This is a genomic window from Streptomyces humidus, from assembly GCF_014649655.1.
In the GTDB taxonomy this organism is placed as follows: domain Bacteria; phylum Actinomycetota; class Actinomycetes; order Streptomycetales; family Streptomycetaceae; genus Streptomyces; species Streptomyces humidus.
On sequence record NZ_BMTL01000015.1, the window covers coordinates 155,587 to 179,456 of the forward strand.

General features: G+C 74.7%; 15 protein-coding genes. 5 read left to right on the forward strand and 10 right to left on the reverse strand.

Annotated features, from left to right (window positions below; translation table 11 throughout):
* Positions 1 to 186: 186 nt before the first annotated feature.
* Positions 187 to 2,520, forward strand: coding sequence for an alpha/beta fold hydrolase (locus tag IE239_RS19240; RefSeq protein ID WP_190150592.1), 2,334 nt, complete (start codon positions 187 to 189; stop codon positions 2,518 to 2,520).
* On the forward strand, positions 2,517 to 3,263 hold the full coding sequence (locus tag IE239_RS19245; protein ID WP_190150593.1) for a class I SAM-dependent methyltransferase: 747 nt from the start codon (positions 2,517 to 2,519) through the stop codon (positions 3,261 to 3,263). Before IE239_RS19240 ends, IE239_RS19245 begins: the two co-directional genes overlap by 4 nt.
* Before the next feature lie 87 nt (positions 3,264 to 3,350).
* Here the strand turns inward: IE239_RS19245 and IE239_RS19250 are convergent, their stop codons facing one another.
* Positions 3,351 to 4,067: a PIG-L deacetylase family protein gene (locus IE239_RS19250; protein WP_190150594.1), complete on the reverse strand. Its 717-nt coding sequence runs from the start codon at positions 4,065 to 4,067 to the stop codon at positions 3,351 to 3,353.
* A 247-nt stretch (positions 4,068 to 4,314) separates the two neighbouring features.
* Here IE239_RS19250 and IE239_RS19255 point away from each other — a divergent pair, with 247 nt between their 5' ends.
* Both IE239_RS19255 and IE239_RS19260 read left to right on the forward strand, forming a co-directional pair.
* Entirely contained in the window at positions 4,315 to 4,722 is a 408-nt protein-coding gene (locus IE239_RS19255) for a DUF3224 domain-containing protein (protein ID WP_190150595.1), read from the forward strand.
* Between the two features lie 113 nt (positions 4,723 to 4,835).
* Positions 4,836 to 5,201: a VOC family protein gene (locus tag IE239_RS19260; protein ID WP_190150596.1), complete on the forward strand. Its 366-nt coding sequence runs from the start codon at positions 4,836 to 4,838 to the stop codon at positions 5,199 to 5,201.
* Between the two features lie 141 nt (positions 5,202 to 5,342).
* Here the strand turns inward: IE239_RS19260 and IE239_RS19265 are convergent, their stop codons facing one another.
* The 8 genes from IE239_RS19265 to IE239_RS19300 form a co-directional block, all read right to left on the reverse strand.
* A complete protein-coding gene (locus tag IE239_RS19265) occupies positions 5,343 to 6,275 on the reverse strand; it encodes a DUF6039 family protein (protein WP_190150597.1) in 933 nt (310 codons plus the stop codon).
* A 19-nt stretch (positions 6,276 to 6,294) separates the two neighbouring features.
* Positions 6,295 to 8,679 carry an ACP S-malonyltransferase gene (gene fabD, locus IE239_RS19270; protein ID WP_190150598.1) on the reverse strand — a complete coding sequence of 795 codons (2,385 nt, stop codon included), beginning with the start codon at positions 8,677 to 8,679 and terminating at the stop codon, positions 6,295 to 6,297.
* Positions 8,676 to 9,575, reverse strand: a complete 900-nt coding sequence (locus tag IE239_RS19275) for a DUF6039 family protein (protein ID WP_190150599.1) — start codon at positions 9,573 to 9,575, stop codon at positions 8,676 to 8,678. The genes fabD (IE239_RS19270) and IE239_RS19275 overlap by 4 nt, the downstream gene beginning before the upstream one ends.
* A 137-nt stretch (positions 9,576 to 9,712) precedes the next feature.
* Complete coding sequence (locus tag IE239_RS19280) at positions 9,713 to 11,272, reverse strand: MDR family MFS transporter (RefSeq protein ID WP_229878186.1); 1,560 nt, start codon at positions 11,270 to 11,272, stop codon at positions 9,713 to 9,715.
* 46 nt (positions 11,273 to 11,318) lie between these two features.
* Positions 11,319 to 17,594, reverse strand: coding sequence for a beta-ketoacyl synthase N-terminal-like domain-containing protein (locus IE239_RS42985; RefSeq protein ID WP_190150600.1), 6,276 nt, complete (start codon positions 17,592 to 17,594; stop codon positions 11,319 to 11,321).
* Between the two features lie 134 nt (positions 17,595 to 17,728).
* Positions 17,729 to 20,104, reverse strand: a complete 2,376-nt coding sequence (gene fabD / locus IE239_RS19290) for an ACP S-malonyltransferase (RefSeq protein WP_190150601.1) — start codon at positions 20,102 to 20,104, stop codon at positions 17,729 to 17,731.
* A 46-nt stretch (positions 20,105 to 20,150) separates the two neighbouring features.
* Positions 20,151 to 20,945 (reverse strand): enoyl-CoA hydratase-related protein, encoded by a 795-nt coding sequence (locus IE239_RS19295; protein ID WP_190150602.1) that lies wholly within the window; start codon positions 20,943 to 20,945, stop codon positions 20,151 to 20,153.
* A 7-nt stretch (positions 20,946 to 20,952) separates the two neighbouring features.
* Positions 20,953 to 22,185 carry a hydroxymethylglutaryl-CoA synthase family protein gene (locus tag IE239_RS19300; RefSeq protein ID WP_190150603.1) on the reverse strand — a complete coding sequence of 411 codons (1,233 nt, stop codon included), beginning with the start codon at positions 22,183 to 22,185 and terminating at the stop codon, positions 20,953 to 20,955.
* Positions 22,186 to 22,357: 172 nt separating this feature from the next.
* Between IE239_RS19300 and IE239_RS19305 the strand changes: the two genes are divergently transcribed.
* Positions 22,358 to 23,098 (forward strand): 4'-phosphopantetheinyl transferase family protein, encoded by a 741-nt coding sequence (locus IE239_RS19305; RefSeq protein ID WP_190150604.1) that lies wholly within the window; start codon positions 22,358 to 22,360, stop codon positions 23,096 to 23,098.
* A gap of 6 nt (positions 23,099 to 23,104) precedes the next feature.
* Here IE239_RS19305 and IE239_RS19310 read toward each other — a convergent pair whose 3' ends face one another.
* Positions 23,105 to 23,863: a thioesterase II family protein gene (locus IE239_RS19310; RefSeq protein WP_190150605.1), complete on the reverse strand. Its 759-nt coding sequence runs from the start codon at positions 23,861 to 23,863 to the stop codon at positions 23,105 to 23,107.
* Between the last annotated feature and the right edge of the window lie 7 nt (positions 23,864 to 23,870).

The following is a 23,870-nucleotide window of genomic DNA, read 5'->3' on the forward strand; positions in this document are numbered from 1 at the left end:
CCGGCGCGGGGATGCTAACGACGGAATTTCCGCGGCCGCAAGGGCCTCCACTTACTTTTTCGGGGTGCGCAGTATTGAGCAGAATTACGGTCCGTAAAGAGTGGAACATCTGGGGTCTTCATTTCTTTTCCAGTCCCCGGGAATCACCCGCTCCGCGGTGGCCGCCGGCACAGGAGGACGTTACGCATGCCGCAGCGTGTGCTGATCGCCGGTACGTCACCGCTCCTCGCCGGCCGGCTGGCGGCCCGCTGTCTGTCGGTCACGGCCCGCGCCGCCGGCGCCGAGGTGGTGCTGCTGTCGGCCGCGGTGTCGCGCCCGGGGGCGCCGGCGCCGGACCGGCGGGAGCTGGCCGCCTTCGTGGCGCGGTGCGGCGCGGGTGAACGGGTGCCGGCCGGTCACGGGCCTCGCACGGCCGGCGCCGCGGCCGAGCCGCCGCCCGGTCGCCTCGACGAGGGGCGGCTGAGCGTGGTGTGCGTCGAGCCGGACGCCGTCGCCTCCGAGCTGAAGGCCTGGACGGCGGACCAGGTGTGGTGCGTGACGCCGGGCTGGGACCGGTCGCCGGCCCGTGGGGCACGCGCGGACGCCGCGCTGGCCGGGGCGCTGCTCGCCGCGCTGCCGGGCCTCGCGACCCGGGGGTACGTGCACGTGGGCCCGGACACGGCGCCTGACGAGGGCCGGGCGCACCGGTCCTACCGGGATCTGGAGCGGCTCACGGTGGAGGCGTGTCTGGACGCGGGGGTGTCCTGGCGGGTGCTGCGCACGGCTCCGGCGGTGGACGCCCTGGCGCCGGCTCTGGGTGAGTGCCCGCCGGGCGCGCACCGGCTGCTGTGGGCGCTGCACTCGGTGCGCACCGAGGTCGAGGACCGGGCGCCGGACTGGTTCGAGCGGCATCCGCTGCGGGTGGCCGGCGTGGCGGGGCTGGGCCTGACCCTGCTGACCGCGGAGCGGGCCGCGGCGGACCTCTGGCGGGCCGGCGCGCCCGGCGACCTGCCCGACGGCTTCGCGACGGTGGCCCGCCCGGCCCCGGTGCCGCTGGCCGACGTGCTCGCCCGGGCCGGCGCGGTGCACGGCATCGACGTACGCCCGGTGCCGGACCGCGAGGACTTCGGCGCCGCCGACCGCCTCCTGGACCTCCGCCTGACCGACGTGCTCCGTCAGGCGGTACGGCTGCCGAACGAGGCGTCGGTGCCGGCGTCCGCGGAGGCGTGTCCGCCGGGTTCGACGCGGTCCGGCTCCGACGCGGCACGGCCCGAAGGCACGCGGCCCGAAGGCACGCGGCCCGAAGGCACGCGGCCCGACGCGGCGCGGCCCGCGACGACCGGGGCCGACGGCGCAGGGAGCGCGGCCCCGGCGGCCGCGCCGGCGGCGTCCGCCCCGCGGGCCGGCGTCCCGACGCCCGCCGCACCGCCCCGGCCCACCCCCACCGGCTCCGACCCGCCCGCCGCCGCCCGGACGCCGGCCTCCCCGGCCGGCCCTCCGACTCCCCCCGCCCTCCAGGCGGACACCCCGCCCCCGCCCCTCTCCCCGGCGGACCAGTGGGAGCTGTTCGGTGCGGTCCGGGCCTGCCGGACGCCGCCGGACACGACGCCGGGCGAGACGGGTCTGCGGCGCCGTGTCGTGGACGTGGCGGGGCGGCCGCTCGTGCTGTTCGAGGGCGGGGACGGCGAAGGGCCGCCCCTGCTGGTGCTGAACGCTCTCGGGCAGGGCCCCGGCTTCCTGACGCGGCTGTGCGCGCACCTGGTGCCGTACCACCGCGTCGTCACCTGGCAGGTGCGCGGCACCGAGCGCGAGGATCCGGCCTGGGGGACCCGGCGCCAGCTCGACGACGTCGACGCGGTGCTGGAGGCCGTCGGCGCCGAGCGCGCCCATCTGCTCGGCTGGTGCACCGGCGCCAAGATCGCCACGGCCTTCCAGCAGCACAGTCCCCGGGCGGTCGCCTCCCTCGTCTTCCTGAACGCCACGTTCCGGCAGAACGGCCGCTGGGACGGCATGGACACCAAGTACGAATCCGACCTCGCGGCGGTGTGCCGCGCGCTGGACCGCAGGCCCGACCGGGCCACCCGCATGCTGGACCTGCTGGCGCCGGGCGCGGCGGGCGGCAAGGGCAGCACCGGGGCCCCGGACGCGGGCGTGCTGGGGGTGCTGAGCAGGGCGCTCACCGACGAGGTGCGGCGGCCCTTCCGGGACGCCGAGGTGCTCGTGCGGTACGCCCGTCAGCTCGTGGACCTCTGGCGGCTCGACTCGGCGGCCCAGGCGCCGCGGGTGGCCGTGCCGACGTTGTTCGTCTGCTCGGAGTTCGACGGCATCTCCTCCCCCGCCCGGGCCCGCGAGGCCGCCCGGTGCTTCCCCCACGCGCGGTACGCCGAGCTGGCCGTCGCCGGTCATTACGCGCCGCACGACCGCCCGGCACTGGTGGCGGAGCTCATCACGGAGTTCGTCCGCGCACCGCGGGAGGTCGCCGACCTCGTGCGGTACGCGGAGATCACCTGGCACACCGACATGGAAGGGACTGCGCGGTGACCGAGGCCAAGGCCTTCGACCGGGTCGCGGACGACTACGACCGGATGCGGGGCGGAATGGAACGCGGCAGACAGGCCGCGGCACAGCTGGCCGGGGACCTGGCTCCGGGCACGGTGCTGGAGGTGGGCGTCGGCACGGGCATCGTGGCGGCGGGGCTGGCCGAGCTCGGCCACGACGTGCACGGCGTCGACGTGTCGCTGCCGATGCTGGCCCGGGCGGCCGAACGGCTCCCGGGGCGGGTCGCCGTCGGGGACGCGCGAGCGCTGCCGTTCGCCGACGGCTCCTTCGACAACCTGGTGTTCACGCACGTCCTGCACCTGGTCGGCGACATGCCCCGGGCCCTGCGCGAGGCGGCGCGCGTCCTGCGCTCCGGGGGGCGGCTGCTCGCGGTGCACGGGGATCCCGCGGCCGATCCGGACGAGCTGGTCGCCGTGCTGGACCGGCTGGCCGTGCTGCAACCGCCGCGCCCCGACACCCCCGAGCGCCTCGACGCGGCGGCGCGCGAGGCGGGCCTGGAACGGCTGCGGCACGAGTTCGCCCCGGACTACGAACGGGCCACGACGCCCCGTCAGCTCCTGGAGAGCCTGCAACGCCGTCTCCCGCCCTATCTGTGGAACGTGGACGACGACACCTGGGCCCGGGTCGTCGAGCCCGCGCTGGCCGCCCTGCGCGCCCTGCCCGACCCGGACCGCCCCCGGCTGCAGCAGTGGCATGTGCACCGCAGTGTGTACGTCAGGGCCTGAGCCGCCGGCGGCCACGCGCGCGGGCCGGGGGCGACGGGTCGCCCCCGGCCCGTCGCCCCCGGCCCGTGACGCCCGGTCCGGCGCCGGTCAGCGCGGTATCAGTTCGAAGGCGACCGCCGGACGGCCGCCGAAGCGGGCCCCCACCGACCGGGCCAGGCCCAGCAGCGGGCCGCGGACGTCGGTGACGGGGGGCTGCATGGCCGCCAGATAGCTCGCGTGGGCTTCCAGGGAGGCCACCGCCCGGTCGATGTGGTCGGTGACGTCCACGGCGTGGGTGGGCCGGGGCGAGTTGGAGACGGCGACGTGGCGGACGCCCTGCCAGGGACCCGGGCCGTCCTCGGGGAAGATCCACCGGTTGGCCGCGTCGCCGACCGCGTCGAGCAGTGCACGGCCGGTGTTGCGGTGGTCCGGCGAGTTCCAGCGTCCCGTCGAGGTGTGGTCGTGGTGGCAGAAGCCGAGGACCAGTTCGGGGCGGTGCCGGCGGATCGCGGCGGCGAACTCCCGGCGCAGCTCGGCGGAGTACTCGATACGGCCGTCGGGGTGGTCGAGGAACTCCACTCCGGCCGCCCCCACGACCGCCGCGGCGGCCCGCTGCTCCGCCTCACGGACCTCGGCCGCCTTCTCGGGCGCCATCGAGTCGATGCCGGCCTCGCCCCGGCTGGCCACCAGGTAGGTGACCGACTTCCCGGCCGCGGTCCAGCGCGCCACGGCGCCCGCGGCGCCGAATTCCATGTCGTCGGGATGCGCCACCACGGCGAGGGCGCGGGTCCAGTCCTCGGGCATTTCCTGGAATTCATCGGTCATGGCCCGAAGATAACAGCACCCTTTCCGCTCCCGATAGCCTGGGAATGCTTTTCCCGGCCCGGTCCGGCAGGTCTCGATCCGAGCGCCGGACCGATAGTCGGGCCCTTTGGGAAAATACCTTCCGGCGCGACCGGTGAAAGCTCAAAAGTGAGCAGAGCCGACGGTGCGGAGGCGCGAGGATCCGGCTGATCACCGTCGGCAGTCCGGCCACCGGTTCGCCGTGGCCCCGCGAGCGAGAGGACGACGCATGCAGACGCAGTCGACCAGCACCATGACCTGGGATCCCTGGCAGCCGGCCCCCTATGAGCAGACGGAGGGCGCTCCCGTGCTGCTGCACGGCCAGGTGGCCAACCACTACCGGGGGCAGATCGAGGGCGAGGGCGTCCAGCAGGTGCTCATCGCCCTGTCCCCCGGCGGCACGAGCGCGTTCACGGCGCTGGAGCGGGTGACGGGCCGTATCGGCGACCGCAGCGGCAGCTTCGTCCTGCAGATCACCGGCACGACCGGCGGCGGTACGGCCAAGGCCGCCCTGGAGGTGCTGGAGGGCTCCGGAACAGGCGGGTTGACCGGTTTGCGCGGCACCGGCGCCTACTTCTGCGACAACCCTGGCCCCGACGGTCATGCGACGGTCACGCTGGACCACTCCTTCCAGTAGTCCCGGCGATCCGCGTGCACACGGACAGGCCAGGGCCTAGGCTCGCGAACGCCGGAGGTGCACGTGGACGTTGCACGCCGAGACGATCATCGTCCTGAGGAAGGAAACCTTTCATGTCCCCCATTGGGCAGCTGGCAGCGGTCACCCTCGACGCGCCCGACCCGAAGGCGCTGGCCGAGTTCTACAGCGCCGTGACCGGCTGGCAGACGCTCTTCGCGAGCGAGGACTTCGCCTACATCGGCACGCCGGACGGGTCCAGCCGCATCGGTTTCCAGCGGGTCGAGAGCCTGAAGGAGCCCTCCTGGCCCGGTGACGACAAGCAGATGCACCTCGACTTCAGCGTCAGCGACCTGGACGAGGCGGTGGAGCGGCTGACCTCGCTGGGAGCGACCCGGCCGGAGCACCAGCCGGGCGCGCAGAAGTGGGTCGTGCTGATCGACCCTGCCGGTCACCCGTTCTGCGTGACCACCATGGCCTGACACCGGCTCCGCCGGCCACGGCGGAGAAGCACGGGCACGGGCAGCACGAGCACAAGAAACACGAGCACAAGAAGCACGATTACAGGAAGCAGGGGGAGGCCGCGGCACTCATGCGAGTGCCGCGGCCTCCCCGTGCCCGCTTCAGTCGCCCCAGTACTGCGGGGTCAGGCAGCCGTCGTGACCGCTGCCCTCCAGCATCAGGCTGTCCCAGCGCCCGCCGCCCTGCTCCTTGGACACCCAGTCCTGCATGTACGTGGCACGCGGCGCCGAGGGGTCGGTGCGGGCGTCGATGCCCATCAGCCTGTACATCGTGCCCAGCGTTCTCATGTGGATGAGGAAGTGCATCCGCTCCATGGTCCCGAACAGTTCCTCGAAGACCAGGGCGGTGGCTTCGCCGCCGGAGTTCAGGTTGGTGTTCTCGGCGACCGTGCGCGCGAACAGGCGTGCCTCCGCACGGTACTTGTAGCTGAAGTCGACCACCCGGTGCATGATCACACCGGCGGTGGCCGTGTTGAGCAGCTGCTCGGCGGGGACGGACGTCTGGTGCTGCGCCGGCAGCACCTCGAACCAGGGCTCGTCCCGGTCGGCGGCCAGCGGGCTCATCGACGCGTCCTGGGCCATGGTCTGGGTGGCGGTGCCGAACATGCCCCAGCGGTGCGGGAGCATCATGGTCTCCCGCACCGTTCCGGGGACGAACGCGGCCTGCCACTGATCCGCCTGACGGTCGGAGACATGGCCGCCGAGCACGCCGTCCCGGAAGTCGCGGGCGCCGCCCATGTGCAGCAGCCGTTCGTAGTCCTCAAGGGACCGGAAGTGGATCAGCCAGTGCAGGCGGTCCTTGACCCCGAAGGTCTCCTCGTAGACGAACACGGTCGCGAGGCCCGGATGCTTGGCGTTGACGAACTCCGCGGCCTCGCGGGCCATGCGGCGCGCGTTGTCGCCCTGTCCGGCGGCGATCTGCGCGACCCGCTCCACGACGACGCCGGCGTTCGCGGAGTGCAGGATCCTGTCCGCGGGCTGTGCGGTCTGGTGCCGGGCGGGCGGGACGCTGGGCGTGCCGCTGTCCACGGTCATATGGCTCTCCTCGCATGTGTCATGAATGGTGGGGGACATCGCCCGGGGCGGTCCCGGCGTAGGCGGCCAGACGCTCGCCGAGGACCCGGGCCGCTCCGGTCATCAGCAGATCGGCGATGCGTTCGACGTGCCGCTCCGGCCAGGGCTCCAGTGCGGTGCCGCGGACGCAGCGGTTGAAGGCGCCCGCCGCGGGCCCGCAGTGCACCTGGTAGTTGGCGCGCTCGGCGGGGTCGCCCTCCTGGGCGGCCCGGTTGGTGCGGGCGAAGTACGACTTGAACAGGAGGGCCATACGGTGCCGGGGATCCCGCTCGGCCCGTTCGAGCTCATGCACGCGGCCGGTGTCCCGGTAGTGGGCGCAGGTCTGTTTCCACGCCTGGTCCAGCGGGGCGCGCAGGCAGTCGCGCTCCAGCCAGGTGCGGGTCGCCTGGTCGAGGTCGTCCAGGCCGCCGTGGCCGCGGTACAGCTGGTACAGCTTGTTGGCGCGGGCCGCGAAGAGAGTGCCCTTGCGGACCACCTGGACACGGGAGCCGAGTTCGAACAGGTCGCCGGCGGGCGCGTACGCGGTGTCCTGGACGTCCACGGCGGCCAGCAGGTCCTTCACCGCGTCCGAGGTGCCCGCCTGCGGTGAGCACTGGTTGACGGAGCCGGTGACGACGAAGTCGGCGCCGAGGACGAAGGCCGCCGCGACCGCCTCGGGGGTGCCCAGCCCTCCGCAGGCCCCGACCCGCAGACGGCGGGCGTAGCCGTGCCGTGCCGTCAGCCGCTCGGCCAGCGCGGCGGTCGTCGGCACGAGGGCCAGGCTGACGCCGCCGTCGGTGTGGCCGGCCGAGTCGCCTTCCACGCAGATGTCCTGCGCCACGGGCAGTCCGCGTGCCGCGTCTGCCTCGGAGGGGGTCAGCAAGCCCTCGGAGACCAGACGCCGCAGCAGCTCCTCGGCGGGCGGCGCCATGAAGTGGGCGGCCACCTCGGGACGCGAGCACTTGGCGACCAGGGTGCGCACCGCGACGGGGGCGCCGTCGGCGGCGCGGTGGGCGCCGGTGAACCGGTAGCGGACGATCGCCGGGGTGACGGTGGTGAAGGCGGCTGCCTCCACGTGCCGGACGTCGTGCCGCAGCAGCAGGTCGGTCAGGGCGTCCTCGGCGCCGGGACGGGTGAGGTCGTGCAGCAGGTTCACCCCGTAGCGGCCGTCGAGGCCGGGGGTGCGGGCGAGTTCGGTGAGAGCCTTCTCGACGGTGCCGAGGTCCAGTCCGCCCGCGCCGAAGTAGCCGCGCAGCCCTGCCCGCCCGAGCCGGGCGACCAGTTCGACGGAGGACACCCCCCGGAACATGCTGCCGGCGAGATAGGCGTAGCGCACCCCGTGGTCCTGCCGGAACTCCGCGCTGCCGAGCCGGGCGGCGGCCGGGTCACGGACGAGTTCCGGCTCGGGGGCGGCGGGGGCGGTGGCGTCCCCCGGTACCGCCGCATGCACCGACACAGCCGCAGGCACACGCGCCGGCGACGCAGGCACACGCGCCTCTACAGGACCAGGCTCCCGCTGCGGCTGCGGCTGCTGCACGGCCTCCGGTTCGGCCAGCACCGACTCCCACATCGGCCGCAGCATGGGGCGCGGGCCGAACTCACGGGCCTCGGTCACGCCCCGCCGTAGCAGTTCGCGCAGGGTCTCGTGCCAGCGCACCGGAGCCGCGATCTGCCGGGCCAGCAGGTCCGCGACACGGTCGGCGGGGTAGGGCCGGCCGGTCACGTTGGCGATCACGGGGATGCGCGGCGGACGGAACTCCACGGTGTCGAGGAACGCGGCGAAGCGTTCCTGGGCAGGGCGCATGTGCCGGGAGTGGAAGGCGCCGCTGGTGACCAGCGGGACACAGCGGGCGCCCGGCGTGGCCCGTACCGCGGTGCGTACCGCCCGTACGGACTCGGCCGGCCCCGACACCACCACCTGCGTGGCGGTGTTGAGGTTGGCGAGGTCGACGTCGGCGGCCCCGCAGCGGTCGAGCAGGGCGCGGACCGCGTCGGGCGTGAGGCCGACGACGGCCAGCATGGCGCCGCCGTCCGCCTCCCCCATCAGCTCTCCGCGCCGCCGCACGATCCGCAGGCCGGTCTCGAAGTCGAAACAGCCCGCGGTGAGCAGCGCGTTGTACTCGCCCAGACTGTGTCCCGCCAGGAGGTCGGGGCCGGGGCCCTCCGCCAGCGCCTCCGCGGAGGCGAGCGCGTTGACGACGTACAGCGCGGGCTGGGTCCACCGGGTGCGGTTCAGCCGACCGTCGGGGTCGTCCAGGCACAGCGCGCGCACGGACTCGCCGAGGATCCGGTCGGCGGTCGTCACGAACTCGGGAAAGCGGTCGAAGAGCGCCTCCCCCATTCCGGGGCGCTGTGCCCCCTGGCCGGCGAAGAGCCAGGCCTTCACGCGCCCGGGCGGAGCTGGTACGGCAGCAGCACGGTGTCCTCGATGGTGCCGGGCACGAAGGAGCGGCCCCAGGTGCCGCCGCCCTTGCGCTCGGCGATGAACTGCCGCTCACCGAGGGCCAGGAAGCCCTTGTCGGTGCGCTCGAGCTCGAGGAGTTCCTGGTAGGCGTCGAAATCCTTGAGGTGGATGAGCCAGTGCAGGCGGTCCATCACGCCGAACGTCTCCTCGTAGAGGTAGGAGGTGGCGCGGCCGGGCAGCTTGCGGTTGACCTCGTTCTGCCACGCGAAGGCGTACAGGCGGGCCTCCTTGCGGAACTCGTGCGAGGCCTGGCCGCTGCGGTGCAGGGTGAGGAGCGCGTTCGCGGAGTGCAGCAGCTCGGTGTCGGGCTGCCCGGTCTGGAGTCTGGCCGGGTCCACCCAGAGTTCGCCGCTGTCGTGGTCGTCCTCCTCGTGCACGAGTCCGTGCTGCGGGACGAGGATGCGCTCGCGCACGGAGCCCTCGACGACGGCACGGCCCCACACTCCGGCCCCGGCGTCGTCGACCACGGCGTCGCTCTCCAGCATGTCGATCATCTTCTCGTCGTGATCGACCATGTGGAGGCTGATGGCGTAGTCGTTGGGGGTCTTCCAGTGGATCAGCCAGTGCACCCTGTCCTGCTTGCCGAACGCCTCCTCGTAGAAGTAGAAGGAGGCGCCGTTGAGGTCGGCCTGGTTCATGTAGGCGATCACGTCGGCGAAGAGCTTGCGGCCCTCGACGCGGTGCTCGTACTTCAGCTGGGCGCTGCGGGCGATGGTGAAGCCCGAGTTGCCGGAGTGCAGCAGCTTGTCGGCGGGCACGGGGCTCTGGGCCGACGCCGGGCTGGGACCGGCCGCGCTCCGGGCTGTCCGCTGTTCCATGGAATGGCCGTCCTTCCAGTGCGCAGAATGCGTGGCTCGTGCCGGGCCTGGGAGGCCGGCGCGAGCCACGCTAGGCGGACCGCGGTCCGGGTGCTGCACAACTTTGAGCAGGCGGGGGCGGTCCCGCCGGCCCGGGTTCAGCCGGCCGCGGGGGCCTCCTGCGCCGGCTGCTCGGCGGCGGGTTCGGTCCTGCGGGGCATCTCCTTGAGGAACAGCGACACCAGGAGGGCGATGCCGACCAGCAGGACGCACACCAGGAACATGTCGCCCATGGCGCGCGCGTACCCGTCCAGCGCGTCCGCGCGCACCGGTTCGGGCAGCCGGTGCAGGGCTGTGACGCCCTGGTCGGCGGCGCGTGCCGCGTCCTGGCCGACGTCGGTCAGCCGGTCGGTCACCCGGCTGGTGAGGACGGTGCCGAGGACCGCGACCCCGACCGCCGACCCCATCCGCTGGAAGAAGTTCGCGGCGCTGGTGGCCGCGCCGATGTCCTGCGGGGGCACGGAGTTCTGTACGGCGGTGATGACGGGCTGCATCACGAGGCCGATGCCGGCGCCGAACAGGAAGGCGTACAGGCCGATCTGCCAGTAGGGGGTGTCGGCGGTGAGCCGGGACAGCAGCAGCATGGTGACGACCAGCAGCGCGGAGCCGGAGACGGGGAACACCTTGTAGCGGCCGTTCTTGCTGATCAGCTGGCCGGAGGCGATGGAGGTGAAGGTCAGCCCGAACATCGCCGGGAGCATGGCGAGTCCGGAGCGGGTGGAGGACATGTCCATCACGGCCTGGAAGTACAGCGGCAGGAAGACGATGCCGGCGAACATGGCGGCGCCGGCGAGCAGCCCGAACAGGGCTCCGACGCCGAAGACCGGGTTGCGGAACAGGCTCATGGGGATGACCGGTTCGGCCGCCCGGGTCTCCGCCCACACGAACAGGACGGCGAGGGCGACGGCGCCGACGGCCAGCAGCAGCGAGCCGGGCGCCGCCCAGCCGTAGGCGTCACCGGCCCAGTTGAGGTACAGCAGGGCGCACACGACGGCGCCGGCGACCAGGGCGGCGCCGGCGAAGTCGACGGTGTGCCGGCGCTGGGGACTGCGGATGCGCAGGCCGACGGCGGTCGCCACCAGAGCCAGCACGCCGACCGGCACGTTGATCAGGAAGATCCAGCGCCAGCCCGGGCCGTCCGTGAACCAGCCGCCGACCAGCGGCCCGATGACGCTCGACAGGCCGAACACGGCCCCGAACATGCCCTGGTAGCGGCCTCTGCGCTCCGGCGGGACGACGTCGGCGATCACCGCGAGCGCCAGCACGAACAGCCCTCCCGCGCCGAGCCCTTGGATCCCGCGGAAGACGATGAGCTGCCAGATGCTCTGCGCGGCGCCGCACAGCACCGACCCGACGACGAAGACGCCGATGGCGCACTGCACCACGGTCCGGCGGCCGTAGAGGTCGGACACCTTGCCCCACAGCGGGGTGACCGCCATGGAGGCGACCAGGTAGATCGTCACCACCCAGGGCAGGCGTTCCAGACCGCCCAGTTCGCCGACGATGCTCGGCAGGGCGACGCTGACGACGGTCTGGTCCAGTGCCGACAACAGCATCCCCGCCATCACACCGGCGATGGCCAGCGCGGCCTGGCGAGGGGTGGGCAGGGCCGGTGCCGCGTCCGCGGGCCCGGGGGCCGCCTCTGCGGAGTTGTCCATGACGGGTGTTTCCTTCCGTGGGGTGGGACGGGCGGCGGGCCGGGTGCTACGGCACCCGCTCCGCCGGACTGGATCCTGGAATGCCGCCCGTCACCTGGCGGGTGACGAAGCGCAGATCGAGGATGGCGGCGCGGGCGGGCGCAGGCCGGGGCTCCGCGGGCGGCCGGGGGGCCGGGGCGGAGCCGCCGTCCGGCTCCCGCTCCAGCCACAGCCGCCGTCGCGCGTACGCGGGTGCGGGCAGGGGCTCGCGCACCGGGACTCCCGCCGGCCGCTCGGCCGGGTCCAGAGCGGAGGCGACCAGGTGGGCGTTGGTGCCGCCGAGCCCGAAGGAGCTGAGTCCGGCCACCCGCCGCTCGGGCGGCGCCGTCCACTGCCCGGCCGCGGTCGCGGGCCGGAACGGCGAGTGGGCGAAGTCGAAGCGCGGGTTGGGCGTCTCGCAGAACAGGGTGGGCGGCACGACCGCGTGCTCCAGGCTCAGCGCGACCTTGATCAGGCCCGCCACACCGGCCGCGCTCAGCAGATGGCCGACGTTGGCCTTGAGGCTGCCGATCGCGCACCGGCCGTAGGGTTCCTCGGCGCCGGCGAACGCGTCGGTGAGGGCCTTGAGTTCCATCGGGTCGCCGATCCTGGTGGCGGTGCCGTGCGCTTCCACCAGCCCGATCTCCTCGGCGCGCCGCCCGGCCGCGGCCAGGGCCTTGCGGACGACATCGGTCTGGGCGGCCGGGTTCGGGGTGGTCGTTCCCATGGTGTGGCCGTCGTTGTTGACGGCGACCGCCTCGATCACCGCGTGGACGCGGTCGCCGTCGCGCAGGGCGGCGGCCAGCGGCTTCAGCAGGACGGCGCCGCAGCCCTCCCCCGGCACGATGCCGTCCGCCCGCTCGTCGAACGGCCGGCAGCGCCCGGTGGGCGACAGCACCCGCGCGGCGCTGAACTCCAGGTAGGGCCGCTCGTCCAGCAGGATCTCCACCCCGCCGGCCAGGGCCAGTTCGGCCTCCCCGGACAGCACGCTGCGGCACGCCAGCTGCACGCTCACCAGTGAGGACGAACAGGCGCTGTCCACCACCAGGCCGGGGCCCCGGAAGTCGAAGCGGTGGGCCACCTGCGCGGCCAGGAAGTTCTGGTCGGACTGGAGCACGTCCGGCCGCAGGGGCGCGCGCAGCGGGTAGGAGGAGATCCGCCCGCCGACGAAGACGCCCACGTCCCGGCCGCGCAGTTCCTCGCCCCGGTAGCCGGCGTCGGCCACACAGTCCCGGGCGGCTTCCAGGAACAGTCGGATCCCCGGGTCCAGCACGGTGGCCTCGTCGTCGGTGAGCTGGAACGGCTCGGGGTCGAACAGGTCCAGCCCGTCCAGGAAGCCGCCCCATTTCCCGTTGCTGCGGCCCAGTTCGTGCTCGGGGCGGTAGTAGGTCCCGGTGTCCCAGCGTCCGGCCGGCACCTCGGTGACGGAACATCGGCCTTCGAGCAGGTTGCGCCAGAAGGCGGCGACGTCCGGGGCGCCGGGGAAGCGTCCGGCCATGCCGATGACGGCGACCCTGCCGTCGGTACGGCCGCCGGCCGGGGGCGCGGTGGCGGGCGGGGCCGTCGGCGCCGGAACCGGCGGCCCGCTCTGCGCCCGCGGCGGCCCGGTCGCCGGGTCCGCCGTCGGGGCGACCGGTTCGGCGCGGGGGGCGAGGCCGGCGGAGGTCAGATGGTCGTGGAGCTGTCGGACCGAGGGGTACTCCAGCAGCAGCGACGGCGGAAGGCGCTTGCCGACGGCCCTCTCCACGTGCTCCAGCAGTTCGCCCAGCATCACGGACTCCACGCCGAGATCGGCGAAGTCGGCCGTGATGTCGAGGTCGGCCTCCGGGGTGCCGAGCACCGCGCACACCAGCGGGACCAGCCAGGCGGGACCGCTGTCGGCGGGCGGCGCCTGCCGTGCCGGCGGCACGTCCGCCACAGGCCCCGGCGGCGTCGCCGGTGCCGGGTCCGGGTCGGCCACAGGCTCCGCGGGCGTCACCCGTACGGGGTGCGGGTCGGCTGCCGGTCCGTCCGGCGTCTCGCCCTTCCGGGTGACCGGCAACGTCTCCGCGTCGAAGGAGGAGTCCAGGGGGACGGCCGGCAGGACCGTGCCGCCCCAGGGCATGGCGATCACCTGTTCCAGGATGCGCAGCCCCGTGGCGTCGTCGACGGTGTCCAGGCCGACCGGGGCGCAGACGTTGTCCTTGCCGCGTGCCGCTCCGCTCTGCGTCCACATCGGCCAGGCCACGGAACGGAAGTGGCCGCCGCCGCTGCGGACCCGGTGGTTCAGCAGCAGGTCCATCGCCGCGTTGGCCGCCGCGTAGTCGGTGACGCCGACGGCGAGGCGCGGGATCATGGCACAGGCCGAGGAGAACGCCACGAAGAAGTCGAGCCGGTCGCCCTCGCACAGGGCGGCCAGCGTCTCCATGCCGTCGGGCTTGGGCGCGAAGGTGGCGCGGACGGCGGCGGTGTCCTTGCCGACGAAGGCGGGCCGGCCGGCGCCGAGACCGCCGGCGCAGTGCACCACACCCCCGAGAGAACCGAGTTCGGACCGCACCCGCTCCAGGAAGGCGCCGAGGGCGGCCCTGTCGGTGAGCGGACCGGTGTGGACCAGGACGCGCGCGCCGAGCTGTTCCAGTCGCCGTATGCCGGCGACGGCCTCCGCCTCGGCGGCGCCGAGCGCCCCGGCGGTGTCCCACCGGGCGCGGGGCGGCAGCGGCCGGGCTCCGAGCACCGCGATCGCCCGCGCTCCGCGCTGGACGAGGTGCGCGGCGACCCGGGCGCCGATGCCCCGGGTGCCCCCGGTGACGACGTAGGCGCGGCCGGGGTCCGGGGCGAGCGGGGTGTGCCGGGCCAGGGTGGGACGCAGGACGGGTTCGTAGCGCAGTCCGTGCCGGTGGCAGATCTCGGCCCGGTCGCCCGGCCGGCGCCACTCGCCCCACAGCGTCGCGGCCAGCCCTTCCGGGTCGGCGGTGGGCAGGTCGGTGTCGAGGACGGTGGTGTCCAGTCGTCCGTACTCGGCGCCGAGGCAGCGCAGGAACCCCGCCATGCGGGCGCCGGACGGGCAGGGGGCGGGACCGTCGAGGTCCTGGAGGCCGCGTACCGCCTGGATGCCGCGCAGCCTGGCGCCGGGCCGGGCGCCGAGGAGCCGGCGGATCAGCAGCAGACGGGCGGTCCAGGGGCCGGGGTCGTCGGGGTCGGGCCGGTCGAGGTCGGTGAGGTCGATCCAGCCGGCGATCACCGGGTGGCGGGCGAGCAGGTCGTCGGTGACGGCCTCGGCCTGGCCGTCGTCGCCGAACTCCCCCACGGCGCCCGGGGAGTGACCGCCATGGCCTCCGTGACCGCTTCGGACGTCGTGGACGAGGACCGGGACGACGGCGCCGGGGGGCGCCGTGCGCGCGAGCGCGTCGGCCAGGGCCCGGGTCGCGGCGCCGTACAGGCACACCACGGCGCCCTCGGCGGGGCCGTTCCCGGCGGTCGCCTCGCCGGTGGGCAGCCATTCGCGGCGCAGCAGCACGGTGTCCTCGCCGTCCTGGACTTCCTGGCCGTCCTGGCCGTCCTGCCGAGGGGGCGGTGTGCCGCGGGAGGGCCCGGTGTCCGGCGAGGCGACGGGCCTGCCGGTGGCGTCGTCCTCCGCGCGGTCGTCGTTCTCGCGGATCCAGCACCGCATCCCGGCGAAGGGGTACGTCGGCAGGGTGGTGACGCGTGGCGTGGCGCCGGTGTGCAGCCGGGCCCAGTCGACGGGCCCGCCGGTCACCCAGTGCCGGGCGAGCGCGGGAAGGTCGGGGTCGGGGCCGTCCGGCAGCAGGCGCCCCTGGGGGCGGCCGCCGTGCGGCGCCCGGCCGCCGACCACGCCCCCGGCGCCGGTGTCCCCGCCCGCCGCGAACTCCGCCAGGCGGTCCGCGGCCTCCGCCGCGTCGGCGGCGACGAGCGCGAGCCGGGCACGCAGTGGCTCGCGGCCGACCTGGAGGGTCCAGGCGACGTCGGCGAGCGCGGCCGGCTCCGGGCGGCGCAGCCAGGCGGCGAGGCGGGACGCGGCGTCCTTCAGACGCTGTTCGTCGTGTGCCGAGAGCACGAGCAACTGAGGGGCCGGGGCGGTGTCCGTGCCGGGGTGCTGCGCGGGGAACTCCTCCAGGACGACGTGGGCGATGGTCCCGCCGGCGCCGAAGGAGCTGATGCCCGCGCGGCGGGGGCGCGGCGCGCCGTCCGGTCCGGTCGGCCGCGGCCAGGGGGCGGCGGTGCTCTGGGCGCGGAAGGGCACGGCGTCCCAGTCGATGTTCGGGTTGAGCCGGTCCACGTGCAGGGTCGGGGCCAGGGCGCCGTGTTCCATCTGGAGCAGGCTCTTGGTGAGCGCGGCGATGCCGGCCGCGGCCTCGGCGTGCCCGATGGTGGACTTGACCGAGCCGATCGGCAGCGAGCCCGGCGGACGGTCGTCGCCGCCGAACACGCGGGTGAGACCGTCGATCTCGACCGGGTCGCCGAGTGCGGTGCCGGCGCCGTGGGCCTCCACGTAGTCGATGTCGGCGGGCCGCAGTCCCGCGTCGGCGAGGGCGTCCCGGACGACCTCGCTCTGGGCGACGGGGGACGGCACGATGTAGCCGTTGGTGCGTCCCGCGTGCACCACGGCGGTGCCCCGGATCACGGCGCGCACCCGGTCGCCGTCGGCCAGGGCCCGGGCCAGGGGCTTCAGCACCAGCACGCCGACCGCCTCGGCCGGCACGAACCCGTCGCCGCCCGCTCCGAAGCTGCGGCAGCGCCGGGAGCTGGCGGTCAGGGACATGAGCCGCTGCTGGACGAACTTGTTCGGGTGCAGGGAGAGGTTGACGGCCCCGGCGAGGGCGATCTCGCAGTCCCCGGCGCGCAGTGCGCGCACGGCCAGGTGCAGGGCGGCCAGCGAGGAGGAGCACATGGTGTCGACGGCGAGGCTGGGGCCGTGCAGGTCGAGGATGTACGAGACGCGGTTGGCGATGTTGCCGAGCGCGCCGCCGCTGTAGGCGGGGCGTCCGCGCCGGGTCTCCTCGACGCCGAAGAAGGCGTAGTCGGCGTACATGGCGCCCGCGTAGACGCCGACGCGCGACCGGTGCCGTTCACGCAGCCGTTGCCGGGGGTAGGCGGCGTTCTCCAGGGCGGCCCAGGCCGTCTCCAGGAAGAGGCGCTCGTGCGGGTCCATGAGCGCGGCGTCGCGGGGGGTGATGCCGAACAGCAGCGGGTCGAAGCGGTCGACGCCGTCGAGGAAGCCGCCGGTCATGTCCTCGACGGGCCAGCCGGGCCGGTGCCGGTCGGCGGGCAGGCCGGTGACGCAGTCGTGTCCGGACCTCAGGTTGTCCCAGAACGTCTCCAGGTCCGGGGCCTGCGGGTAGCGGCCCGCGACGCCGATGACGGCTGTCGCGCCGTCGGTCCCGGTGGACGGGGCCGGAGCGGGGCCGGGAACGGGAGCCCGGGCCGCAGCGGACGCCGACCGGGGGGCGCTCTCCGTCCGTCCGGTGTCCGGCGTGCGGCGCGGGGTGGCTCCGCAGCGGTGTACGGCGTCCTCGGCCACGTGGGCCAGGTCGCCGTGCTCGAAGAACAGGGTCAGGCTGCCGACCCCCCAGTCCTCCGCGAGCAGCCGGTTGAGTTCGCCGATCTGCAGCGACGTCAGCCCGTACTCCACGAAGGGCGTGTGGGCGTCGAGTTCGCTCCTCGGGATCCCGGACACCTGGGCGTAGCGGTCCAGGAGGGCGGTCTCCAGGTCCGCCACGCGCGGGTCCGCCCCCGCCCCCGTGTCCCGTGCGGCGTCGGCGGCCTGCGCCCGGGGGGACGGCGGCGCGGCCGCGCCGGCGGTGACGAAGGGGTACACCGGCAGGGCGACGCGGGCGCGTGGCGTGTGCCAGTAGGTCTCCCAGGGCAGGTCGGCCCCCTGGACCCACAGAGCGGCCGCCTCGGCGGCGGTGCCGGGCGCGCCGGCCGGCGCCCGGCCGGCCCGCCCGGTGTGGACGGCCGGGTCGGGCCGGCCGGCGAGGAAGGAGCCGAGCGCGGCGACGACACCGGCGAGATCGGGGTGGACGACCGCCAGCCGGTGCCGCATGGGCACCCTGCCGGTCTGGGTCGTCCAGGCGACGTCGGCGGCGGCGGGCGCCCGTTCCTGGCGCAGCAGCCGGGTGAGCCGGTCGTGCAGGGTGCGCGCGGCGCGGGCGAGCCGGTCCGGGTCGCCCGCCGACACGAGGACGACGCAGGGGTCGGCCGGCGTCCTCCCGGCGCCGCCGGAGGGGGTGTCCGGGAAGGTTCGCGGGACGGGCGTGCCTCCGTCGGGCGGGTTGTCGGTGTCGGTGCGCTCCACAGGGTTCATGCCGTCTCACTCCACGGGTGTCGACCTCGGCTCGGTCCGTGTCGGTCCGGGCACACCGCATGCCCGTGGGTCCCGTGGGCGGGACGCCACTGTCCGTCGCAGACCGTATCGGCGATTGCTTGCCGTGCTCTGATTCATGGGCACATTTCGGCCCGGCTCGAGACGCTCGCGGTGAGCAGTTCCGCCGCGTTTGTCAAGAGGTGTCCGGCCACCGCGTCCGGGGTGCGGGCGGTCCACGCGGCCAGGGCCGTGCCGGCCGTGACGCGGTTGAAGTGGGTCAGCTCCGGGTCACAGGGCAGTTGGTGGTCCAGGGGCCGTACGGGGTCGCCGCCCGACGTGCGGCGGGCGGTCTCCCGCGCGTACCAGCGGAACACGTCGGCCGTGCGGAGACGGCCGTCGCCACCGTCGTCCGCCGCCAGTTCCGCGGCCGGTCCGCCCAGGAGGTGTTCCTCGATGTGCCTGCGCCGTTGTCCGGGGATGTCGGCGAAATACCGGTGGGCGCGCAGAAGTCGGTGCAGCAGGCCGGCCCGGGCGGGGAACAGGGTGCCCCGGCGGACGACCCGCGCGGGCACGCCGAGGGTGGCGTGCCGTTCGGTGGGGGCCCAGGTGACGTCGTCGTCGCCGGCCCGCGCGAGGGTGTCCTTGAGGGTGTCGGCCAGCCGGGCGGCCGGTGCGCAGGCGGTGAGCGAGGTGGAGACGAGGAAGGCGGCGCCGAGCGCGAACGCGGTGGCGGCCTGTTCCGGTGTGCCGACGACGCCGCACAGCCCCACGTGCACGGGTTCGGGCCCGGGGCTCCGGGCGGCGAGCGCGGCGACGGAGGGCAGGAGCTGGTAGGCGTCGGCGCCGCCGGTGTGCCAGCCCCCGACGGCCTGGACGGCCAGGTCGGAGGCGACGGGCAGGGCGCGGGCGGCGTCGGCCTCGGCGGGCGTGAGGCCTCCGCTGCGCACGAGTCCGGCGAGCAGGGCCTCGGAGGGCGGGCGCAGAAAGGCGGCGGCCTGGTCGAGGCCGGTGACGCGGGCGATGACGTGCCGTACGGCGACCGGGGCGCCGGCCGGGCCGCGGCGGGCGCCGGTGAAGCGGAAGCGGACGAGCGCCGCGTCGGGGCCGTGCGGGTGGTCGGCCTCGACGTGCCGCACCTCGTGGGCGAGCAGCGCGCCGACCTGTTCGTCCGCGTGCGGTCCGGGGCGCAGCCCGACCCCCCACCCCTGCCGGCCCGCCCCGTCGAGGCAGGCCGGGTCGGGGACGCCGGGGACGGGGTCGGCGGTGGCCGCGAGACCGGCCGCGCGGGCGGCCCGGCAGACCTCCTCGCCCACGGCCCCGTCCCCGGTGCCGGACACCACCCAGGCCAGTTCGGCTCCGTACCGCTCCCGGAACCGCGCCGAGCCGAGCCGCTCCCCCGTCACCGGGACGCGGCGCGGCGCGGGGCGCCGCCTCGTGCCGTCGACGGGATCCTGTGTCCTCGGCGCCGCCGCGCTGTCACCGTCCGGGTCCGGACCCCGCTCCATGTCCGGGTGCGACCCCTGCTCCGCGTCCGGCTCCGGCCGGGCCGCGGTGTCGTGCCCGGTTCGCGCCTTTGGGACCGCTGCGCCGCGGGCATCGGCGCCCGTGCCTCCCCTGCGCGCCCGGCCGTCGGCGTCCGAGGTCCCCGGCGGGTCGGCTGCGGCCGGCGCCAGTTCCGTGCGGGCCGTCTCCCACAGTTTGGTCAGCACGCTTCCGGGTCCCAGCTCGACCAGCTCCGTGACCCCTCGGTCGACGAGGTGGGCCAGGCTCTCCCACCAGCGCACCCCCCGGCACATGTGTTCGCGCAGCCGGAGAGCGATCTGACCGGCGTGGTGGGGGCGGGCGGTGACGTTGGAGATCACGGGGACGCGGGGCTCGTGGAAGGTGACGGTGTCGAGGACGGCTCCCAGTTCGTCGGCCGCCGCGGCCATGTAGCGGGAGTGGGCGGCGACGCTGATGTGCAGCAGCACGCACTTGCCCGCGCCTTCCCCGCGGAGCACGGGCGCGAGGGCGCGGATGGACTCCTCGGGGCCCGAAAGGACGCTCTGCACGGGCGAGTTGTGGTTGGCGACATCGATGTCGTGCGCACCCTGACGGCGCATGACCTCCCGCAGCCGCTCGACGTCGAGTCCGACGACCGCGAGCATGCCGCCCCCGCTCGCCCGGCTCATGATCTCGGCACGGGCCATGACGAGCCGCAGCCCGGTCTCGAAGTCGAGGGCGCCGGACGCGTAGAGGGCGGTGTACTCGCCGAGGCTGTGCCCGATCATGCAGTCGGGCTGCGGCTCGCGGGCGGCGCGGTCGGCGTAGGTCAGCGCGCCTATGGTGTAGAGCACGGGCTGCAGGACGCGGGTGTCACGCAACGCGGCCTGGTCGGCGCAGAGTTCACGCACCGAGCGGCCGAGTACGGCGTCCGCGCGCTCGAGCGTCCCGGCATGGCGGTCGAAGAGGCCGGCCCCCATGCCCTTGCGCTGGGAGCCCTGGCCGGGAAACGCCCACACGACTGTCATCGGCTCTCTTCCCCGTGCGCCGTCGGGCGGGATCCTGGACCGGCGTTCACCGTTCCCACGGATAGCGCCCTTCGGCGGCGAACCGTGCCATGCCCTCGCGGACGCCGGGCTCCGCGGCGAGCCGGGCGAACTCGGTGACCGCGCGCCGCTCGGTCTCGGCGGTGACGGGGTGCAGCGCGGACAGGTACGCCTTGGCCTCTCCGATCATCCGGACGTCGACCTTGGTCAGCCGGGACAGCAGCCGTCGCGTCAGCGGCCCGGCGTCGGGCGACAGTTCGTCGGCGAGTCCCCGGTCCACGGCCTCCTGAGCGGTGAGCGGCAGGGTGGTGAGGGTCATGACGCCGGCGGTGCGCGAGCCGGTGCGCCGGATCAGGAACGGCAGCACGCTGCACGGCAGCAGGCCCCACAGTGCCTCGGGGAGGCTGAACAGGCCGCGTTCGGTGGTGTGGACGAGATCGCAGGCCGCGGCGATCCCCACACCGCCGCCGGCCACCCGCCCGTCCACGCAGGCGAGGGTCAGCCTGGGCACCTCGGTGAGCCGCCGGAGCAGCCCGAAGAACGCGGATCCGTCGGACGCCCCCCGGCCCGGTTCCGCGTCGCGGCCGGGCGCTGCCGGGAACTCCCCGGCCGCCTCGGCCATGTCCAGCCCGTTGCAGAACACCGGCCCGGGCGAGTCGAGCACCACCAGCCGGCAGGTGTCGGACTTCTCGGCGCCGTCCAGGGCCTCGTGCAGATCGGCGATCAGGGCGGAGTCGACGGTGTTGCCGCGCTCGGGCCGGCTCAGGGTGATCCGCACGACGGCGGGGTCCTGGTGCCGGACGCGGACGGTGCCGTGGCTCATCGGTCGGTCAGCTCCAGGAGTAGAGGCGGTGGAAGTTCTCGATACGGTCCAGCGTCAGCAGCCCTGCGCCGTCGAACAGGTCGCCGTACAGGTCCGCGTAGGGCTTGGTGTCGACGTCCAGGTCCCGCACGCCGAACGCGCGGTCGCCGCCGAGTTCGGTGACGGCGTCGTACTCCTCCATGGTCAGCGCCCGCCGGGCGTCGAGGGCGGCGCCGATGCGCATCCGGCCGGCGGTGGCCACCGCCTCCTCGCCGAGGACGCCGCTGAAGAACTCCGAGCCGCACCCGGAGCCGTAGGAGAACAGCCCGATGCGGCACGGTGTCTCGGGGGCGCCGTGGTCGAGGAGTGAGCACAGGGCGAGGTAGAGCGAGGCGGAGAACAGGTTCCCGACCCGGGAGCCGTAGTGCAGGGTGGGCGCGACCCGGCGGGTGAAGTCCTCGGCCGCCTCGCGTGGTCCCAGACCCTTGTGGGTGCGCAGCAGTTTGCGGTGCGCGCCCTTGACCATGCCGGCGAACGGGGTGTGCAGGACCAGGTGGGCGAAGCTGTCGACCACGTCGGCGCCGGCCACCCGTTCGCGGTAGGCGGCGAAGCTGCGCTCCAGACAGGTCAGGTACGACAGCAGGGACACGTCGGAGTCGACGAAGTCCAGGTCCGGGCGGGGTCGCAGGGTGTCCATCACCTCGAAGGTGTGCAGGCCGCTGGCTCCGGGGTCGAGCTCCAGGACCCGCGGCCGGCGGCCGACCAGGAGGGCGACGGCGCCGGCGCCCTCGGAGGGTTCCCAGTAGGTGCCGCGGGCCGCGGCGCTCGGCGCGTCGGCGGCGATCACCAGGGCTTTGGCGGTGTCCACGGGGGAGGCGCCGATGATGCCGGCGGCGGTCTGGAGGGCGGCCGTGCCGCCGTAGCAGGCGTGTTTGACCTCGAAGGAACGGCAGCGCGGGCTGAGGCCGAGGTGGTGGTGGATGTAGGTGGAGATGGGTTTGCCCAGGTCGAGCCCCGACTCGGTGCCGACGACGAGGAGTTCGATGGCGTCGCGTTCCTCGGGGGTTAGCCGGTCCAGGAGGGGCCTGGCCGCGTTGGCCGCGTTGGTGACCGCGTCCTCACAGGGCAGGTTGACCGATTTCTGGCGCATCATGAGGTTGTCGAACCGGGTCATGTCCAGGCCGCGGCCGCGGAAGAGTTCGGCCACGTCGAAACTGGCACGTGCCACATAGGCGTTGATCGCCTCGATGCCGACGGCCATGGTCGCTCCCGCGGTCGGGGGCCTTCCGCCGGGCCCCAGCTCCCCCGGTTGTAACCGTTGCGGGCGTCGCGGATCTGCTCACTTTTGCACGGCGGGGCCGTTCCGTGCCCCGCAGGCTCGGTACGCGCCGCGGGGAGTCCGACGGCCAGGGGCCGGTACCGGGGAGGCCGCCATGCCCGAGGGAACCCCGCCGCCGTCCCGTGTCGCCCTGCACCACGCGCTCACCGGCGCTCCCCTCGCCCATGTGTGGGCCGCCGCCCCGGACGCCTACGGCGACCGGAGCCTGCTGTCGGAGGAGGAGCGGCGGCGCTGCGGGGCCTTCCGCAGGGACGGGGACCGCGGGCTGTACGTCGCGGCCCGCACCCTGCTGCGGACCGCGCTCAGCCGCTGCGTTCCCGACGTCCCGCCCGCCGGCTGGCGGTTCACGACGGGTCCGCACGGCCGTCCGGAGACCGCCGGGCCGCTCACCGAGCCCCTGCTGCGTTTCAGCGTCGCCCACGCCCCGGGCCTGGCCGTCTGTCTCGTCTGCCCCGAGCTGGACTGCGGCGTCGACGTGGAGGTCACCGACCGCTCGGTGGATCCGGTGCGCGTGGCGCGCGCGATGTTCCATCCCCGGGAGGCCGCGCGGGTGCTCGCCGCTCCGGCCGCCGAGCGGGGCGCCGTGTTCCTGCGGCACTGGACGCTGAAAGAGGCGTACGGGAAGGCGCGGGGCCTGGGCTTCCTGCTGCCCCCGGACTCCTACGCCGTCACCCCGGACGCGGCCGGTGCGCCCCGGCTGGCCGCGGCCGACGACGACGGTCTGCTCTGGCAGTTCGCCCAGTGGCCCCGGGGTGAACGGCATCTCGTGGCGGTGGCGCTGCGGCGGGGCCACGGGCCGGACGTGACGGTGGTCCGGCATCCCGGCCCGCCGTGAAGCGGGTCAGGACACCGTCTGCCGGATGTCCTCGCGCAGATCCCCCAGCAGGTCCGTGCGCAGCGGCTCGGGCAGCCCGGCCAGGTAGAAGTGGTCGCCGTCGTAGACCCGCATCCGGAACGGGCCCTCGCTCATGGTCTTCCACAGCCGCAGTTCCAGCGGGGTGACCTCCGGGTCGTGGTCGCCGGTGAACCCGGACAGCGGGCAGCGCAGCCGGGGGCCGGGCAGCGGCCGGTAGCTCTCGTTGAGATGGAAGTCGGCGCGCAGCGCGGGCAGGAACATCCGCATCAGGTCGCGCTGCCGCATCACCTCCTGCGGGGTGCCGCCCAGCTCGGCGACGACCCGCAGGAAGTCGTCGTCGGCGAGGCCCGCGAACGGGGGCCGGCGGGCCGCCAGATGCGGGGCGCGCCGCCCCGAGACCAGCAGCCGGCGCGGGGCGCGCGCCGGGTCGTCCTGGAAGCGGCGGGCGACCTCGTAGGCGACGGCCGCTCCGGTGCTGTGGCCGAACAGGGCGTACGGCCGGTCCAGGTGGGGGGCGAGGCCCTCGCACAGCGGGCCGAGGAGATCCTCCATGCTCCGGTGGGCGGGCTCGGCGACGCGGGTCTCGCGGCCGGGCAGGATCACCGGGCACACCTCGATCTCCGGCAGCAGCTTCTCCCGCCACGGCCGGAAGAAGCCGCCGCCGCCACCGGCGTGGGCGAAGCAGAACAGGCGCAGCGGTGCGTCGAGGGTGGCGTCGCCGTCCTTCAGCCAGGTACCGGTCACCGCTGTC